A 16,773-nucleotide genomic window follows, 5' to 3' on the forward strand; every position below is an offset into this window, starting at 1 on the left:
GTTAACGTGCCCTCAGCAGGTTCAGGGTGCTGCGACCGAACATCCGCGTCGACGCCGGCGGTGGTGACGAGGGCCGGTCCGATTGGCCGAAACGGGCTTCCAGCCAGCGCTGGAAAAAGCCCCACAGCGTGGTCAGCAACAGGAAATAGATCGCCACCACCAGGTACAGCTCGAACACGCGGAACGTGGCCGACGTGACCATCTGGGTGCTGAGCAGCAGTTCCTGTACGCCGATCACGCTGACCAACGTGGTGTTCTTGAGCATCACGTTGAACTCGTTACCCAGCGGCGGAACGATGACCCGGAACGCCTGGGGCAGGACCACGCGGCGCATCAGCTTGGCGAAGGTCATGCCCAGGGAGCGCCCGGCCTCGTATTGGCCTTTGTCCACCGCGCCGATACCGGCCCGGATGATCTCGGCCATATAAGCGCCTTCGTTGAGGCCCAGGGCAATGATCGCCGCCTGGATATTGCCGGGGATCACCAGGCCAAACAGGTCGATGTCTTCGAAGCGGAAAATCCCGCCGGCGGCCAGCGCGGTGTAGAGAAAGACGATTTGCACCAGCAGCGGCGTGCCACGCATCAGCCACACGTAAAAGCGCACCGGCAGGTTCAGCAACGGGTTGCGCGACAACCGCAGCAACGCCGCCGCCAGCCCCAGTGCACAGCCCAGCAACATCGCCAGCACACTGATCACGCAGGTCAGCCAGAGCCCGGTGAGGTAGACCCCGCTGGGCTGTAACAGGTACTGCCAGAACACATCCCAATTGAAATTCATCGGTGGTTCACCTCAATCGAGTGTGTCACTGGCGACATGCCATTTACCGAGAAGTTGGCTGTAGCTGCCATCGCTGCGCATGTCGCTGATCACCTGCTGCACGGCGGCGGTCAATTGCGGATCATCCTTGCGAATGCCCAGGCCGGTGAGAATCCGACTGAAGGCTGGAACCCCTTCTTCGAACAGGTCGGGAGCCATGGCGGCGTAATAACCGGCGGTTTCCACGGTGGTGCCGTAGGCGTCGACCTGGCCGATGCGCAAGGCCTGGAAAGCATCGGTGTCAGTGTTGTAGACCACCAGTTTCATCCCCGGCTTGCCGGACTTGGCCAGGGTTTCGTTCTCGGCGTCGAGCAGGGTCTTGATCGTAGAGCCGTTGAGCACCGCAACCTTGTGTCCAGACAAGTCAGGCAGCGTCTTGAGGGCCTTAGGATTGCCCTTGGGCACCACCACCGCCTGGCTGGAGTACATGTAGTTGACGATATCGATCACCTCGCGGCGCTCGGGCTTGTCAAACAACTGATCGACGATCATGTCGCACTGCTTGGCCAGCAAGGCCGGGAGCAGTCCGGAAAAGGGAATGACCCGCCACTCGACCTTCTTGTCACCCAGGCGCTTGGCGATTTCCAGGCCCAGGTCGACGGTCAGGCCCCTGGGTTTTTGTGCTTCATCGAAAGACACCAGGGGCGGCGAATCCATGCCCGAGCAATAGACGAGTTTATCGACCTTGAGCAAGCGCTCCGGAACAACGGGCGCGGCAACCGCCCACTGAGCACAGAATCCCAAGGATAGGGCGACAACCAACAGGCGAGGCTTATGCATGACCAGACACTCCAGTTCAGTAAGTAACGGGCAGTACTCAAAGTCAAAACACCGGCAGGCTCGGGGCCCGCTCTGGTTATTTTTTCGATTGCAGAAATTGGATCAACTCAGGAACGGTGCCTTCGATGTGCGCGCGCACCACTGCCTCGGCCTTATCGGCGTCGCCAGTACGAATTGCGTCGAGGATCACCGCGTGTTCCTGGCGCGCACTCAGGGGTTTTTCCACGTGCTGCAGCCATAGGCGCATGGGCGCCTCGATCAGGGAATAGAGGGCACTGATCTGCTTCAGCAACCGGGGACGACCGCTGAGGCTGCACAGGTATTCATGAAAAGCGCGATGCCGGCTGACCCACTCGGCGCTTTCCTCACGGTAATCGTCCATCTCGTCCAGCAGACGCTCCAGGGCCGCCAATTGGCGCTCGCCTATCCTGGCGACCGCGACACGGATCGCCAGGCCTTCGAGAACGCTGCGCATCTCGAAGACTTCGTGCAGTTCATCGATATCCAGGCCACTGACAATGGCCCCGCGATTGGGCCGAAGGGTCACCAGGCCTTGGGCATCCAATCGACGAAACGCCTCGCGCACCGGCATCCGGCTCATGCCGATCTCGCTGGCGATGTCCTCGGCGATCAGTCGGTCACCCTTGCGGAATCGACCGCCGCAAATGGCGTCCAGCAGGAAGTTGTAAGCCTCCTCCTCGGCCGTCATCGGCGGGCGTTCAACGTAACTCGGAGCGAATTGCATGGCTGCACCTTCTGAATTTTTGTATCCAATTATCCATAAATTCAAAAAAGCAGAATGCATGCCAACTGCATGGATTGATGTGCAAGTGATTGATTTAAAGGAAAGGGCTTACTGTGGGGCATGCAAGAGCCCCGGCGTTAATTGGGTAGACGTGCTACCAAATGGCTCAGGCGGTGACCATTACTGTGCACAGCGGTAGCCAGGTAACACCCAATCATCCAGCCCTGGGAGTGTCCGAAGGTGATTCACCAAACAGCGTTCGGTAATGAGTCGCGAAGTGACTCAGGTGGAAGAACCCCATGGCGACGGCGATCTCACTGACATTCAGCGTGCTTGCACAGGTCGTGATCAAGCGCCGCCGCACGGCATTGAGCCTCAGGTTACGCAGATACTCGACCGGACGCATTCCGGTGACCGCCTGGAAACTGTTTTGCAGGGTCCTGCGGCTCACCCGTAATTGCTCGCACAAATCAAGAATGCTCAGCGGTGTGTCACCACTGTCTACGACCAGTTCCTGGCAGCGCTTGACCAGGTAGGCACTGACGGCAACGTTTCCGCGACGGCCACGCACCTCGTCCGAGGCGTGGCTGAACAGATCGAGGAAGGCGTTGAGCAGCACCTCCTCCAGCATTTTTTCCGAGGCTGGCGTGATGGCATCCGTTTGTTCCAGAAGGTGACGGAACAACGGATGAATCCTTTGCTGGACTCTGAGCAGCACCGCTTCATCCACGCTGATCTGGGACTCGCTTTTCAAACGCTTGAGCTGTTCGTTCGACAGTTCGTAGGCCGCCAGTTTGGCGAATCGAACGGTGTCCACGTTGACCGCGAAGAAGTGCGTGCCTTCCGGGGCATGCAAGACAAAGTCCTCTCCATCGCGCAGCAACACCACGCTATGGGCGCCCACCTGATGCCCCTGGACCACCGGCGCGCTGCCGCTGCCCAGCGACATGGCAATGCACAAGCGCCCTTTTGGTGCGCAGCCGCGTTGCACTACACGTTTATCCAGCACTTCCTGGAAAATCTGGAAGCGATCAGCGCAAATCTGCCGCAGCTCACTGGAAAGGCAGCCACGACCCAGTTGGTCATAGACTTGTTGCCAACCCAGGATGGAGCCGGCGTGTTGCTGGGGATCATTGAAGGTACGGACTTCGGCGAGCATGGTCATCGTTCCTCGGTGGTCCGGTTCTTATTGTCGGCTCATGAGTTGCTCGATCCTCCCTGACGATGGCCGTGGTTCACGCCTGGAAAACCAAAGCCAGTTCCATGCCAAGCATGTGCAACCGGTACTCGCCCGCCTGGACAGCCATGGGCGGCAGCAACGCTCCAGACAGCACGACCTGGCCCGCCTCAACGCATTGCCCGTCGGCCAGCAAGCGTCGCACCAGCCAGCACAGGTTTGCCTGGGGTGTGTCCTCGCGCGCCTTGGCATTGCCTTCGCCGCAGGGCACCCCGTCGCATTCCAGGCGATAGGTCACGTGGGTCAATTGCTCAGGATGAAACCTGATTCGCGAACCAAGGCAATAAAGCCCCGCGGCGGCGTTGTCGGCCAGAAACGCCCCGACGCCGAAACGCCAGCCCTCCCAGCGGCAATCGGCAATTTCGAACGCCGGCGCGACCTCTGACACGGCGGCCAGGATATCTTCGTCGCTGTAAAAACCAGGCACCAGCGTACGTCCCAGGACAAACGCCAACTCGATTTCCAGCTTGGGCTGGATCAGCCGGGCAAACGCCAGCGTACTGCCGGGCTCCACAGTCATGGCATCGGTCAAACCGCCCAGGACCGGTTCATCAATACCAAAACGGTCCTGGGCGGCGCGGCCAGCGAAGGCCACCTTCCATCCGGTCAACCGCTCACCCGCGACCAGGCGTCGGCGCAATGCCTCGCGCTGCAAGGTGTAGCCCGCCGATAGGTCGAAGGCATGAGGCTCCAACGAAGGCAAGGCGTGTACGGCCTGCGCGGCATCGTGAAGCCGGACCAGCAGATCATCTTCGCGCCTCATGAGAGTTGCTCCGCCAGTTTGCGCAATACGCCTTCGAGCCGCTCGGGTGTGGTGATCGCGGCGACAAATCGATCCGGCCGCACCACCACGATGCAATCTCGCACCTTGGCAAACCACTCGCCCAGGCGGTTATCGATGTCCTCGACGCAGATGGCGCCATCGGCAGACAAGGGTTGGTTACGCCCCACGCCACTGCGCGAACGATTGATCTGGATGAAGCGCGTGTCCCAGCGCGCCCACCAGGCCGCGGTTTGCTCGCTGAGCTGCTCGCTCGGATTGACCCGATACCCCAGGACCGCATAGGAATGCCCCAACACCTCGTCCAGACGCCGGCGCTGGCCCTGGGCATCTTCGATAGACGGCTGGATGAACAACTGCCCGACCAGATCATCCTCATGCAGCTCGGCGCGCTCGTGATACACCAGGCCTTTGGTGATGGTCGCCTTGGGTTTGAACTTGAATTCCAGCAAGTGCGAGCGAAGGTTGTCGACGCTATTGACGGCCTGGAACAACCAGTCCCGGACACCGGCCATCAGCGGATTGGTCAGCCCCAGGACGGCGCCCATGTTGTCGGCCAACGCGATAAGATCGGTCGCATGCCCACGGCGCTCCTGATCGTAACTGGCAAGAATCGCCGGCGACGCCCGTCCTTGGAGAATCGCGGCAAGCTTCCAGGTGACGTTGGCGACATCCCGCAGGCCCGAGTTGAGCCCCTGCCCGGCCCAGGGCGGGGAAATATGCGCCGCATCCCCCACCAGTGCCACCCGGCCCTGGACAAAGCGCGCCGCGACCCGGGAGTTATGGGTGTAGGCGCGGATCCGGATGATTTCCAGTTGATCGACCGCATCGCCGATATGCCCACGGATCAAGTCCCGGATCGTCGCCTCCTCGCACATCCTGGTCTCGTCTTCACCCTCCAGGAGCATGAACTCCCAGCGCCGTTGCTGATACGGCAGGTAGATGCAGACGAAGGGGCGCTGAGGATCGGCATGCAAGGCCGTATAAGGTGCATCCAGGGTATCGTTGGCTGTGTCGATGACCACCCATTTGCGCGGATGGGTCAGCCCCAGCAGTTCGATCCCGAGCTTCTTGCGCACGCTGGAACGTCCGCCATCGGCGCCGATCACGTACTGCGCCTGCAATTGATAGAGCTCACCCCCGGCATCGCGCACCTGCAAGGTCACGCCCTCGGCATCCTGCTCCAGGTCGAGCATTTCATGGCCCTGGCGCAACTCGACGCCGGTGTGTTTGCCCAGCTGCTCGCGCAACGTCGTTTCAAGCAACTGTTGCATGAAGATGTTGCGCATCGGCCAGCCATAGTTAGCCGTGCTGGGCTTGACCTCGGCAAAACAGACACCGCGCGCATTGTAGTAACGCAACGGCACGTTGCAGATCATGTCGCGCGCGGCCAGCTCGGCGATGCCGATGCCCTGCAACACCCGCAGCGCCTCGTCATCCATGCCCACCGCGCGGGGATACGGCAGGACGCCGTCAGCCAGCTCAAGCACGACGCAGTCGATTCCGTACAGCCCCATGTAATGAGCAGCCGTGATCCCGTTCGGGCCGCCACCCACGATGACAACCTGGGTTTTCTCCTGCTTCATCGCTATTCACCGCTTTGTTGTTGTGGTTGTAGGCGTTGGTCGTATAAGTAATCCATGACGACAAGGTTGAACATTTCGCTCTGGTCATCATGGACATAATGGCTGGCGTCGGCGATTTCCTCTGTCCGCACCCATGGATTGGTCTGCTTGATCGCCTCAAGGGTCGCCAAGGGCAGGAAATCGGAACGCGCGCCACGAATGAACAGCGTCGGACAATCCAGTGCCCGCACCGCGGGCCAAAGGTCAGTCGGGGTAATACTCAGGCGTGCCTGGGCAATGCCTTGCTGGTCGTGACGCCATTCGATCCCGGCCAGCGTTTCTTTCATCGAGTGCATCAACCTGGACGCCAGCCCTTCCAGCGACAGGCCAGGTCGGGCCTGGCGCCAGAATTGAGCGGCACTCTCCCAGTCAGGAAACACCAGCGGCGTCTGGCTCATTTCGCGCCGAATGCGTTCGGCGCCATCACCACTGACCGAAGAGCCGGGACCGATGTCCTCGATCACCAAGGCTTGCAGTCGCCCCGGGTTGAGCCGCGCATACTCCAATGCATTGGTGCCGCCGAGGGAATGGCCCACCAGGACAAAACGTTGCAGTGCCAAATGCGCCACCAGATCTTCAAGGTCGCGGACATAGGCCTCGGTCCGGTAACTGGAGGGATCCGCCCAGTCGCTGTAGCCACGACCGCGCTGGTCAAGGGCATAGCAGCAGTACCGCTCGCCCAGCGCATTGGCCAGGCCATCCCAGGTCTGGGCATAGGAGCGCAGCCCGTGCAGCAACACCACCGCGATGCCCGACGGGTTGCCCCACGACAGATAGTGCAGGCGCATCTGCGAGCGATTGGTGAAGAAGTGGCTGTTTGCAGACATTCGTTTGCTCTCCACGATCAACCCACCTCAATGCAGGCCATCATTGCCCTTGATGTCTGCGGCCTGGAGACCGCCCAGGCGTGCATGCAAACGCCCGCGCGTGGCGAAGGCCCAGATGATGATCAACTCGTCCGCCGAGGGTCCATCACCGAACGACAGCGAAAGGCTGTCGTAGTGCGAGCGGACATACAGCGCGTCCTTGTGGGCCAGCGGCACATCAATGGTCACGCCAGGCCCGCCACGCTTGCCCGTGGAAGGGACCCAGGACTTGCCACCGCCCAATGCGACGCGGATCGGATCCGCCGCCGGATTGGTCAGCAATGCGTTGCCATGCTCGTACTCGCCCTGGCTGCCCACCAGGCACGCCTTGCCATAACTGACAACCTCACGCTGCCCCGCCAGTTCCTGTATGCGCCGGCCAAATTCCTGGCCCAACAAAGGAGATGGCTCGATCAGTTCGGCCAGACTTTCGCTGTAGCGCCCGGCATAGGGATTGGCGATCACGGCGGCAATGGCGTATTTGAACAATGGTTCGCCATCGGCCAACTGGCCACTTTCGTTGGCCAGGGTTTCCTCGACGAAGCTATACCATTTGCGGATGTGGTAACTGGCGAAGTTTGCGGTTTTCATAAGACAGGTCTCTTTAAAGTGGATCGAGATCAAAATTTCGGCTGGGGGCTCCGGCGGCCTTGAAACGGGCCTTGCCTCGCTCATCGTCGTGTTCGGTCTCGAGAAAGAATTCCATGCGATTGCCATCGGGGTCGTTGAAGTACACGCCATTGCCGATTTCGTGATCGGTGATCTTCACCACCTCGATTCCCTTGGCGAGCAACATGCCGTAGAGCTGGCGCAGCGTGGTCATGTCACCGGCGATTTCCAGCCCGTAGTGCTGCAGGCCCAAGCCGCCCTGATGGGCCCCCGGCTCTGCGCGGATCAAGGCAATGTCGTGATGCTTGGCACCAAACGCCATCATGACCCAGCTATCACCCCGGGCGCTTTCGTGCATGCCCAGAACATCGGCGTACCAACGTGCCGACGCTTCAGGATCGCTCACGAATAGCGACAGGTGAGTTCGAACGACCTCGACTTTCATCGTGCGATACCTCAGTTTTTCTTGACGATGGATTGATGCCCGGACTTGATCTGTGCCACGGCGGGCGTCCAGAGCACATCGGCGATTTCACTGAACTCACGCCACTGCTTCTGCCAGCCGTTACCGCCGTTCTCGGAGGTGAACAGGTGTCCGTACTTGGTCCCGGCGACGATCTGGCGAGGGTCGCCAGGGTTGAAGGCAATCGCCCAGATACAGGAATTGGGTTGTTGCGGCAGTGGCAACACTTCCCAACTGAGGGCGGCATCCCGGGAGACCAGCACCTTGCTGGTCGTGCCGGGGGTGCCGTCGGAGATGCTCAGGTAAAGGGTGTCTTCACTGCCCGGCGCCGCGTTCATAGCACGCACGTAGTACAAGCCGAAGGTTTCCCGGGCGACGATGCCGGTCCAGGTCTGCCCCTCGTCGAGACTGCGGTAAACGGCGTTGACGCACACCACCACGATGACCTTTTGCCCATGGTTGGGCAAAACCAGGATGTTGTGCACGTCCGAGTTGAAGTCCCACAGCAAGCGGTCATCGACGCGGGTCCAGCTGTCGCCACCGTCACGGCTGTGAAACAACCCGCCCTCCTCCAGGCCGAACCAGAGCTGGTTGCGGTCCGTCGGGTCGTAGGCGAAGGCCAGCAAGCGCGGACGACTGACGCCCTCGCAGAACTCCGGGATCTCCACGGGGGCACGATCCCAGCTCTGGCCGCCGTCCAGGGTCCGCCACAGCACCGCCCGCGAAGGCGCACCGGTGCCGACGAAAATGCGCTGTGCATCCTGTGGGTCCACGGCCACTTTCCAGACGGTCTGCCCGTTGAACGGTGAATCCACCCGCTGCCAATGGCCGCCGGTATCGTGGCTGATGCACAGGCCGACATCGGTGCCGGCGTAGATCACCTCCGGCGTCCCCGGATGGAAACTCAGGGATCGGGTGATCGCATCGAATTCCAGGTCCTGGCCCAGGCCGAGGCGGTGCCAGGTATGGCCATCATCGGCGCTGCGGATCACCGCTTGCCCTACGGTAGCGACCAAAAGGGTTCCATTACTCATCACTGCTGCTCCTCAAATGAAGATGCCACGGGTCAAGCCGCCGTCGATGCCAATGGATTCCCCGGTCACGGCGCCCGCCTTGGGGGAAGCCAGGAAACCGATCAGCCAGCCCATTTCGATGGGCGCCAACGTGCGCCGGATCGGCGTCGCGTCGATGTAGCCCTGTTCCACCTGCTCGGGCGTCTTGCCCTGCTTGACGCCTTCGCGCTCGTACAGTTCCTGGATATGCGGGGTATCGACCACACCGGGGTGAATCAGATTGACAGTGATGCCCGATGGACCCAGTTGATCGGAGAGGGTCTTGGTCATGTGGGCGATGGCCAGGTTGCGCATGCCCGAGAGCACCTTGCTGCCACGCCCGGTCAGGCCACCGATGTTGATGATGCGACCGAAACCGCCGGCCTTCATGTGCGGGGTCACCGCCTTGGCGCAACGGAAATAGCCGATCACCTTGGTGTTCAGGTCCGAGAGCAATTCGTCGTCACCGGCATGTTCGATGTCGTTGCGCACCACACCGGACGGTGCCGCGGCGCCGTTGACCAGGATGTCGATGCGGCCAAAGTGCTTGTGGGCAGCCTCGACCATGTCGGACACCGCCGACATCTGGTTGGTGTCACAGAACAGCGGCAGCACTTCGTTGCCGGTCTCTGCGGTGATTTCCTCGGCGGCCTGCTGGAGAAACTCCATGCGCCGCGCACAGATCACCACCTTGCAACCTTCCTGGGACAGAAAACGCGCGACTTCCTTGCCGATGCCCATACCACCGCCGGTGACGATCGCCACGCGGCCTTGCAATTCCAGATCCATAGCAGTTCCTCTTGTGATTGTTCGGCTCAGGCGAGATCGACGAAGACACTTTTGGTTTCGGTGTAGGCATCGATCACGTTCTTGCCCATTTCCCGGCCCCAGCCGGATTGTTTGTAGCCGCCAAATGGCGAGGCCGGGTCGACGACGTTCCAGCAGTTGATCCACACCGAACCGGCCTTCAACTGCGCAGCCACGCGATGGGCGGAACGCAAGTCACGGGTCCAGAGACCGGCGGCCAGGCCGTAGGGCGAGTCGTTGGCACGCAGCACCAACTCATCGATCTCGGTCCAACTCATCACGGTCAGCACCGGACCGAAGATTTCTTCCCGGGCGACACAGGCACGCTCGGCGCGGTCGAGAAACACGCTAGGCCGGATGAAGTGGCCACGTTCCAGGTGGGCCGGCCGGTCACCGCCGCAGATCAGTTCGGCGCCTTCTTCCTGGCCCCGTTGCAGGTAGCCACGCACCGTGCCCAATTGCCGCGCCGAGACCAGCGGGCCCATGCTGCTGGCCGGATCCAGGCCAGGCCCCAACACATGGGCGGCCGCGTGGCGCTGGAGTTCTTCAAGCACCTGGTCAAGGACGCTGGCGTGCACGTACAGACGCGATCCAGCGGTGCAGACTTGCCCCTGGTTGTAGAAAATGCCGTCGGCGGCGCCTTTGGCGGCCCGGACGATATCGGCGTCCGGCAGGATGATGTTGGGGGACTTGCCACCCAACTCCAGCGAAACCTTCTTCATGTTGCCGGTGGCGGCCTGGGCGATCAGTCGTCCCACCTGGGTCGAGCCGGTGAAGGCGATCTTGTCCACGTCCGGGTGCTGGGCCAGCGGTGCGCCGGTATGCACACCAAGACCGGTGAGCAGGTTGACCACCCCGGCCGGAAAACCGGCGGCCTCGATCAGTTGCACCAGGCGAATGGCAACCAGGGGGGTCTGCTCGGCGGGCTTGAGTACCGCGACACAGCCGGTCGCCAATACCGGGCCGAGCTTCCATACGCACATGGTCAACGGGAAGTTCCACGGCACGATCAACGCGCAGACACCCACCGGCTCACGCAAGGTGTAGTTGAGCATCGGTGCGCCACTGGAGGGCGATACCGGCAGCGTGCTGCCTTCGATCTTGGTCGGCCAGCCGGCGAAGTAGCGAATGATATTGGCCGCACTCGCGGCTTCCCCGCGGGCGTTGGCAATCGGCTTGCCGTTTTCCAGGGTGATCAGTTGCGCCAGCTCTTCGCGATGCTGGTCGAGCAGTTCCGCCAGGCGAAACAGCAACAACCCACGCTGGGCCGGTGACTGCTGTGCCCAGGTCCCCGTGAAGGCCGCGCGGGCGGCAGCGACGGCGGCATCCACGTCGCGTTCGCCGCCTTCGGCGACTTCAGCCAGGGTCTGTTCAGTGGCTGGGTTCTCAACGGCAAACCGGCGGCCATTGGCGGCGTCCTGCCAGGTGCCGCCGATAAACAGGCGGCCCGGTTGCGACAGGAACTTCTCGACGGCAGGTAACAATTGAATCTGGTTCATATCCGCTCCCTCACAGCGCCATTTCAATCAGGCAAGGACCGCCGTCGGCCTTGGCGTTGGCCAGGGCGCGGTGCAGCTCACCATTGGTGTGCACAGTGCTGGCCGGCAAGCCATAGCCCTTGGCCAGGGCTTTCCAATCAATGCGTGGACGGTCCAGTACGGTCAGGCTCAAGGCTTCGGGGCCCAGTTCGGTCATGCCAAAGCGGCGCAACTCGTTCTGCAAAATGGCGTAGCGATGGTTGGCCGCAATCAGGATCACCACTGGCAGTTGTTCGCGGGCGATGCTCCACAAGGTCTGGATGGTGTACTGGGCACTGCCGTCCGATTGCAGGCAGAACACCGCGTTGCCACGCTCGGCCATGGCGGCGCCAAAGCCCACCGGAATACCCTGGCCGATGGCCCCACCGGTGTTGGTCAAGACCCGATGCCGCGCGGCGTGGGCCGAGGCGGTGAAGAATGGATAGCCACATGTCCCGCCTTCCACCGAAACGATGCAGTCGTCCGGCAGCGATGCGGCCAGCACTTGCCCTACGGATTGGGGCGTCAACGTGGCATCGCCTGACGGCAGCTCAATACCGGTTGGCGTTGGCACATAAGCCGGCGCCTCAAGCGCATCGGCAAGCGCAGTGAGCGCTCCGGCAACGTCGTCCCCCACTTCCGCCAGGCAGAGCAGGCGTTCACGTTCCGCCAGGCGAGAAGCGATGCCTTCATAGCCGAAATAACTGATCGGATCCGGCACGCCGGCACAAACCACCGCGTCGTATTGATCAAGGATCTCAATGGCCACTTCGGGGAAGTAAGGCAGGCGATCCAGGTCAGGCAGGCCACCCCCGCGATAGCTCAAGCGCGGAAAGGTTTCGGCGAACAGGCGCACACCCGGCAACTGGGCCAGGCGCCCTGCCGCTTCGAGCCCGGCCACGGACAAGCCTTGGTCGCCAACGATAAAAACCAGGCGCCGGCCATCACGCAGTGCCTGTGCGACCGCTTCGATCCGGTCACCGGCAAAACGCCGAACCGGAGCCTGCAACGCGGTGAAGGCGCGCTCACTCTGTACTTCATGGGCTTGCAGGTCCATTGGCAGGATCAGGCTGGAAATCTGCCCCTTGGCTTGCCAGGCCGCGCGCACCGCTTCCTGGAAATCTTCCCCTACGCCTGAGGCGGTACGCGATGTGCGCACCCAGCCGGAAACACTCCCGGCCAGCGCCTGGATATCACTGGCCAGCGGCGGATCGTAATTGACGTGCCATGACGCGTGATCGCCGATGACGTTGACAATCGGGGTGTTGGCGCGCCGCGCGTTGTGCAGGTTGGCAATGCCATTGGCAAAGCCTGGCCCCAAGTGAGTCAGGGTCATCGCCGGCTTACCGGCAATCCGGCCATAGCCGTCCGCAGCACCGGTGCATACCCCCTCGAACAAGGACAACACTGGCTTGAGAGCTGGCGCACTGGCCATGGCTGCCACCAGGGGAATTTCAGTCGTTCCGGGATTGGCGAAGCAGTATTCGATACCGCTTGCCACCGCCGCCTTCACTATCAGTTGCGCACCATTCATTTCCAGCCCTCTTGATCGAGCGTTTGCAGTGGCTGAGATTTATCACACAGAAGAATCGACAAAACAAGCTATTTTCTTGCATTAAAATCATATCTTGAGATTAATGCATTTTTTAAGCGAGCAATTCGCTGCAATTCAGCTTGTATTTCTCAGGCATTGGGTTACCGTGACAACGCGCTCCTGAGCGAGCCTGCGGGCTTTTCTTCACCGCCGCGGCTACCTATAGTGCTCACCCAACGACCACCTACGCGCCATTCCCCCTCTAGGAGCGAAATGAGCAGTCTGAGCAAAATGCTGAGTGTGCTGGACCTCTTCGGCCCGGCAACGCTGAAGATCGACCCCGAGACCATCGCCGAGCGCATGGGCCTGTCACGGGCGACCGTGTACCGCTATGTCAAGGACTTGTGTGATGCCGGCCTGCTGGTGCGGGTGGATGCCGGCAGCTATGGCCTGGGGCCGCGCATCATCGAACTCGACTGGATGATGCGCCAGTACGACCCGATCCTCGTGGCGGGCCGCGAGTTGATGCACGAGCTGTCCGAAGCCACTGGCCTGGCAGTGTTCGCCAGCGTTTTCTATGACGGACACATCATCAACACCTACATCGCCGAACCGAATGACACCTACCAGTTCGCATTCGGGCGCGGCCAGCCGCTGCCGTTTTTTCGCGGTGCACAATCCAAGGTACTGATCGCCTTTCAAAAGGGACGGCGCCTGCAACGCTTGTTCGAAGAGCACATGGCCAATGACCCGGACAATGCCTATGACTGGGCAAGCTTTTCCAAGGCAGCGAAAAAGATCCGCAAGGATGGTTATTGCCTGACGCACGACGAACTCAACCTGGGGCTCACTGGTATTGCGGCGCCGATCGTCAACCCAAAGCTCGACGAAGTGGTGGGCAGCCTTTCGGCCGTCGGCAGCACCCACAACTTCAAGCTGCTGCGCCAGGAGACCGTGATTGAAATGGTGATGGACACCACCCGCCGCATCGCCGAACGAATGCACTGAACCCGTGTGGGCCGGGCTGGCGCTGTAGGAGCTGTCGAGCGAAGCGAGGCTGCGATCTTTCTCCCGGACACTTGAATCTCAAGCGAAAGATCAAAAGATCGCAGACTTCGGCAGCTCCTACAGTGCGCCCCAGCGCTACGGGTTTAGCCAATCAGCTCCCCGCCTCAGAACGGCACGGCCACCGTCACCTGGCTGTACACGTTGGTACCATTGCCCGCCACTTGATTGCCCCCCGTCGTGGCGTCCCGATCCGGCTTGTAGAGACCTATCAACGGCGTGACGATCAAATGCTGATTGACGGCCCACTCGGCATATAGATCCAGCTCCCGCGCGTCCAGATTGAGGGCGTTGCTTTTGCGCACGGTATTGAAATCAAAGTACAACACGCCGAGGGTCAGGTTTTCCAACGGCGTGGCCTTCAGGCCGACATGGTGGATACCCGTGTTGGTGTTGAATGGCCCAGCGTAGTTACCCGCGACCTCGCCCTGAAACCAGGTGCCATAGCCGGTACTTTGACCGGTAAACAGCGAATCCCACTTCTGCGAATAGCGGGTATAGCGATAGGTCAGCTTCGGCGCCCAGGCGACGTTTGCAAAGGTGTATCCGGCCTCGGCGTACCAGGCTTTCTCGGGACCGGCGTCCTTGTCTTGCCAGGCGTACTCAAATGCCAGGCTGGCATTCTCGATCCCCGCATCGCCTTCCCCGCGAATGCTGTAGACGTCCATGCCCTTGCGCTGTTTCTGGAAATCGCTGGCCCACCGGTCATTCACGTCGATGCCATGCACCCACGTCAGCCCCAACGTACCGGCCTTGGCGGTGTAATCCAGCGTCCCGGCGGCGAGTTCGGTTTCGGCCTGGGCGCGGTTGTCGGACTTGAGCCACACCGCACTGCCATGCAGCCCATCCTGCCCACCCAGGCGCAACACGGCGGTTTGATCGAAGGCGTGCCGGGCCGCCAGGTAATAGGCGCCCCCACGATTCAAGCGACCATCGGCCGGCCCTTTGCCCAGGTTCGGCCCGTCATCGTTGATCAAGAATCCCCGGCCCAGCTTGACCACCTGGCGGCCACCGGAGATGTCGACACCGTCCTGCCCCAGCACAGGGAACAGATCGGCGGAGCGCCAACCCAGGTAAGCGTCTTCGATCTTGGTGGTGCGCTCGGACCCAAGGGAATTACCGGCCGGATCGCCATCGCCCCAAGTGGCGGAACTGATCAGGTTGAACGCACCATAGGCAGTGCCACGGCCGACCAGGCCCTGGTCGCCGCTGACGCCATACTTGATGAAACCTTCGCGCCAGGTTGAACCGCCGGGCGTGCCGTCGTAGTTCTTGCGGCTGTTGAAATGGCCGAACACCGCCAGCATGTCGGCGTTGAGGTGAGTGTCTTCGTCGGCATACAACTCATAGGCCTGAACCTGACTCGTGGCACAAAGCGCCAGCGTACAGGCAAGACCTCTGCCGAAAAAATCCATACGCGATAGAGACCGCATGGCTGGAGCTCCTTGTGGCGCACCTTTGAAGGCCGTCTTTATATTCAGGAGCCGGCGCAGGACACTGCGCCGGCAAACAGGTTAACAGGCTAGCGGCAATCGGCGAGCGCGCTGTCCAACGCGCCGACCATCAGGGCAGCCTCGTCGCTGGTGAGGGTCAGCGGTGGCGACATCACGATTTTGTTACCTATCGGGCGCACCAGTACACCGGCCCGACGCGCTTGCTCGGCGATGCGCGAGGCCAGGCCGTTGGCCGGGTCAAGCGGCTCGCGCGTGACCTTGTCCGCCACCAGGTCCACGGCGATCATCAAGCCCTTGCCGCGCACCTCGCCCACCACCGCATAACGTTCGGTCAGCGGTTGCAGTTGCTCCAGCAACTGGGCTCCGACTGTCCCCGCGTTACCCGGCAGATCCTCGGCCTCGACAATGTCCAGCACCGCCAGGGCCGCCGCACAAGCGGTCGGATGCCCGCTGTAGGTGTAGCCGTGCATGATCACACTGCTGAAGCCCGGGCCATTCTCGATCGCATCGACGATGCGCTGGTTGAAGACGGTGGCACCCATGGGGATGTAACCGGCGGTAATGCCCTTGGCCAGGCACAGCACGTCCGGCGCGACACCCCAACCACGACTGCCCAGCATGCAACCCGTGCGACCGAAACCCGTCACGACTTCATCAGCGATCAACAAAATGCCATGGCGATCACAGACTTCGCGTAGCTTCTTCCAGTAATACTTCGGCGGCACAATCACCCCACCGGCGCCCTGCACCGGCTCGGCGATCAGCGCAGCGATGGTCTGGGCACCCAGCAGTGCGATCTGCTCTTCCAACTGGCGAATGCAGTGGGCGGTCAGCTCTTCCGGATCCCGGCAATCCCAGGGATTGCGGTACAACCAGGGCGTATCAAGCAAATGACAGCCCGCCAACAGCGGCCCGTGGTTGTAGTGGTAGACACCGTTGCCCCCCACGGAGGTACCGCCCATGTGTACGCCGTGGTAACCGTTGCGTAGCGACAAAAAGCGGATTCGCCCCGGCTCACCACTGGCAACCCAGTACTGGCGCGCCATTTTCAGCGCGGTCTCCACCGCATCGGAACCGCCGGAACTGAACAGCACCCGCGTCATGTTCTCTTGGGCAAACATTGAGGTCAGGCGCTCAGCCAGGTCGAACACCCGGGGATGGGCGATGCCGTCGAATGTCTGGTAATAGGCCAGTTCATCCAGCTGCGCGGCGATGGCCGCCTTCACCGAAGCGCGGTTGTGGCCCACGTTGACGTTCCACAAACCGCCAACGCCATCGAGCATGCGATGGCCCTCGATATCGGTGATGTAGTTACCGTCACCCCGAGCGATGACCAACGTCTTGGCGCGCTGCGCTGGCGCCGAAGAACTCATCGGGTGCCAGAACTTTTTCTGCGCTGTCTTGTATTGCTCATACATGGT

At 61.5% G+C, this 16,773-nt stretch carries 16 protein-coding genes; 1 reads left to right on the top strand and 15 read right to left on the bottom strand.

The genetic code is table 11. The features are described from left to right. Position 1: 1 nt before the first annotated feature. The 13 genes from ACWNZ1_RS13830 to ACWNZ1_RS13890 all read right to left on the bottom strand — a co-directional run bounded on the left by ACWNZ1_RS13830 (position 2) and on the right by ACWNZ1_RS13890 (position 12,833). Positions 2-778, bottom strand: coding sequence for an amino acid ABC transporter permease (locus ACWNZ1_RS13830; protein WP_135845943.1), 777 nt, complete (start codon positions 776-778; stop codon positions 2-4). Between the two features lie 12 nt (positions 779-790). Further along, the gene (locus tag ACWNZ1_RS13835; RefSeq protein ID WP_135845944.1) at positions 791-1,597 is read right to left on the bottom strand and encodes an ABC transporter substrate-binding protein; all 807 of its coding nucleotides are present in this window, start codon (positions 1,595-1,597) and stop codon (positions 791-793) included. A gap of 76 nt (positions 1,598-1,673) precedes the next feature. Continuing rightward, positions 1,674-2,342, bottom strand: a complete 669-nt coding sequence (locus tag ACWNZ1_RS13840; RefSeq protein ID WP_135845945.1) for a GntR family transcriptional regulator — start codon at positions 2,340-2,342, stop codon at positions 1,674-1,676. Positions 2,343-2,556: 214 nt separating this feature from the next. Then, positions 2,557-3,501 carry a helix-turn-helix domain-containing protein gene (locus tag ACWNZ1_RS13845; protein WP_256453321.1) on the bottom strand — a complete coding sequence of 315 codons (945 nt, stop codon included), beginning with the start codon at positions 3,499-3,501 and terminating at the stop codon, positions 2,557-2,559. A 76-nt stretch (positions 3,502-3,577) separates the two neighbouring features. Continuing rightward, entirely contained in the window at positions 3,578-4,342 is a 765-nt protein-coding gene (locus tag ACWNZ1_RS13850; protein WP_456027700.1) for a 2-keto-4-pentenoate hydratase, read from the bottom strand. Then, on the bottom strand, positions 4,339-5,946 hold the full coding sequence (locus tag ACWNZ1_RS13855) for a bifunctional 3-(3-hydroxy-phenyl)propionate/3-hydroxycinnamic acid hydroxylase (RefSeq protein WP_265072157.1): 1,608 nt from the start codon (positions 5,944-5,946) through the stop codon (positions 4,339-4,341). Before ACWNZ1_RS13855 ends, ACWNZ1_RS13850 begins: the two co-directional genes overlap by 4 nt. Before the next feature lie 2 nt (positions 5,947-5,948). Next, on the bottom strand, positions 5,949-6,812 hold the full coding sequence (locus ACWNZ1_RS13860) for an alpha/beta fold hydrolase (protein WP_265072158.1): 864 nt from the start codon (positions 6,810-6,812) through the stop codon (positions 5,949-5,951). 27 nt (positions 6,813-6,839) lie between these two features. After that, on the bottom strand, positions 6,840-7,442 hold the full coding sequence (locus ACWNZ1_RS13865; RefSeq protein WP_256453325.1) for an amino acid synthesis family protein: 603 nt from the start codon (positions 7,440-7,442) through the stop codon (positions 6,840-6,842). A gap of 13 nt (positions 7,443-7,455) precedes the next feature. Beyond that, on the bottom strand, positions 7,456-7,905 hold the full coding sequence (locus ACWNZ1_RS13870) for a VOC family protein (RefSeq protein ID WP_135845951.1): 450 nt from the start codon (positions 7,903-7,905) through the stop codon (positions 7,456-7,458). Positions 7,906-7,916: 11 nt separating this feature from the next. Continuing rightward, on the bottom strand, positions 7,917-8,957 hold the full coding sequence (locus ACWNZ1_RS13875) for a WD40/YVTN/BNR-like repeat-containing protein (RefSeq protein ID WP_256453326.1): 1,041 nt from the start codon (positions 8,955-8,957) through the stop codon (positions 7,917-7,919). A 12-nt stretch (positions 8,958-8,969) separates the two neighbouring features. After that, entirely contained in the window at positions 8,970-9,764 is a 795-nt protein-coding gene (locus ACWNZ1_RS13880) for an SDR family NAD(P)-dependent oxidoreductase (protein ID WP_092445563.1), read from the bottom strand. Positions 9,765-9,790: 26 nt separating this feature from the next. Continuing rightward, entirely contained in the window at positions 9,791-11,281 is a 1,491-nt protein-coding gene (locus ACWNZ1_RS13885) for an aldehyde dehydrogenase family protein (RefSeq protein ID WP_256453327.1), read from the bottom strand. Between the two features lie 10 nt (positions 11,282-11,291). Then, the gene (locus ACWNZ1_RS13890) at positions 11,292-12,833 is read right to left on the bottom strand and encodes an acetolactate synthase large subunit (RefSeq protein WP_135845954.1); all 1,542 of its coding nucleotides are present in this window, start codon (positions 12,831-12,833) and stop codon (positions 11,292-11,294) included. Positions 12,834-13,106: 273 nt separating this feature from the next. Between ACWNZ1_RS13890 and ACWNZ1_RS13895 the strand changes: the two genes are divergently transcribed. Next, on the top strand, positions 13,107-13,841 hold the full coding sequence (locus tag ACWNZ1_RS13895; RefSeq protein ID WP_256453328.1) for an IclR family transcriptional regulator: 735 nt from the start codon (positions 13,107-13,109) through the stop codon (positions 13,839-13,841). 164 nt (positions 13,842-14,005) lie between these two features. On the opposite strand, the gene ACWNZ1_RS13900 is transcribed toward ACWNZ1_RS13895, so the two are convergent. Together ACWNZ1_RS13900 and ACWNZ1_RS13905 are read right to left on the bottom strand one after the other, a co-directional pair. After that, on the bottom strand, positions 14,006-15,331 hold the full coding sequence (locus tag ACWNZ1_RS13900) for an alginate export family protein (RefSeq protein WP_265072159.1): 1,326 nt from the start codon (positions 15,329-15,331) through the stop codon (positions 14,006-14,008). Positions 15,332-15,420: 89 nt separating this feature from the next. Then, entirely contained in the window at positions 15,421-16,770 is a 1,350-nt protein-coding gene (locus ACWNZ1_RS13905) for an aminotransferase class III-fold pyridoxal phosphate-dependent enzyme (protein WP_135845957.1), read from the bottom strand. Positions 16,771-16,773: the final 3 nt, after the last annotated feature.

This window comes from Pseudomonas sp. CFBP 5748, from assembly GCF_053850495.1.

Coding starts and splice junctions, on each gene's coding strand:
- ACWNZ1_RS13885 (WP_256453327.1), bottom strand. CDS start 11,281: ATGAACCAGATTCAATTGTTACCTGCCGTCGAGAAGTTCCTGTCGCAA.
- ACWNZ1_RS13890 (WP_135845954.1), bottom strand. CDS start 12,833: ATGAATGGTGCGCAACTGATAGTGAAGGCGGCGGTGGCAAGCGGTATC.
- ACWNZ1_RS13900 (WP_265072159.1), bottom strand. CDS start 15,331: ATGCGGTCTCTATCGCGTATGGATTTTTTCGGCAGAGGTCTTGCCTGT.
- ACWNZ1_RS13835 (WP_135845944.1), bottom strand. CDS start 1,597: ATGCATAAGCCTCGCCTGTTGGTTGTCGCCCTATCCTTGGGATTCTGT.
- ACWNZ1_RS13840 (WP_135845945.1), bottom strand. CDS start 2,342: ATGCAATTCGCTCCGAGTTACGTTGAACGCCCGCCGATGACGGCCGAG.
- ACWNZ1_RS13830 (WP_135845943.1), bottom strand. CDS start 778: ATGAATTTCAATTGGGATGTGTTCTGGCAGTACCTGTTACAGCCCAGC.
- ACWNZ1_RS13845 (WP_256453321.1), bottom strand. CDS start 3,501: ATGCTCGCCGAAGTCCGTACCTTCAATGATCCCCAGCAACACGCCGGC.
- ACWNZ1_RS13860 (WP_265072158.1), bottom strand. CDS start 6,812: ATGTCTGCAAACAGCCACTTCTTCACCAATCGCTCGCAGATGCGCCTG.
- ACWNZ1_RS13865 (WP_256453325.1), bottom strand. CDS start 7,442: ATGAAAACCGCAAACTTCGCCAGTTACCACATCCGCAAATGGTATAGC.
- ACWNZ1_RS13850 (WP_456027700.1), bottom strand. CDS start 4,342: ATGAGGCGCGAAGATGATCTGCTGGTCCGGCTTCACGATGCCGCGCAG.
- ACWNZ1_RS13855 (WP_265072157.1), bottom strand. CDS start 5,946: ATGAAGCAGGAGAAAACCCAGGTTGTCATCGTGGGTGGCGGCCCGAAC.
- ACWNZ1_RS13875 (WP_256453326.1), bottom strand. CDS start 8,957: ATGAGTAATGGAACCCTTTTGGTCGCTACCGTAGGGCAAGCGGTGATC.
- ACWNZ1_RS13905 (WP_135845957.1), bottom strand. CDS start 16,770: ATGTATGAGCAATACAAGACAGCGCAGAAAAAGTTCTGGCACCCGATG.
- ACWNZ1_RS13895 (WP_256453328.1), top strand. CDS start 13,107: ATGAGCAGTCTGAGCAAAATGCTGAGTGTGCTGGACCTCTTCGGCCCG.
- ACWNZ1_RS13870 (WP_135845951.1), bottom strand. CDS start 7,905: ATGAAAGTCGAGGTCGTTCGAACTCACCTGTCGCTATTCGTGAGCGAT.
- ACWNZ1_RS13880 (WP_092445563.1), bottom strand. CDS start 9,764: ATGGATCTGGAATTGCAAGGCCGCGTGGCGATCGTCACCGGCGGTGGT.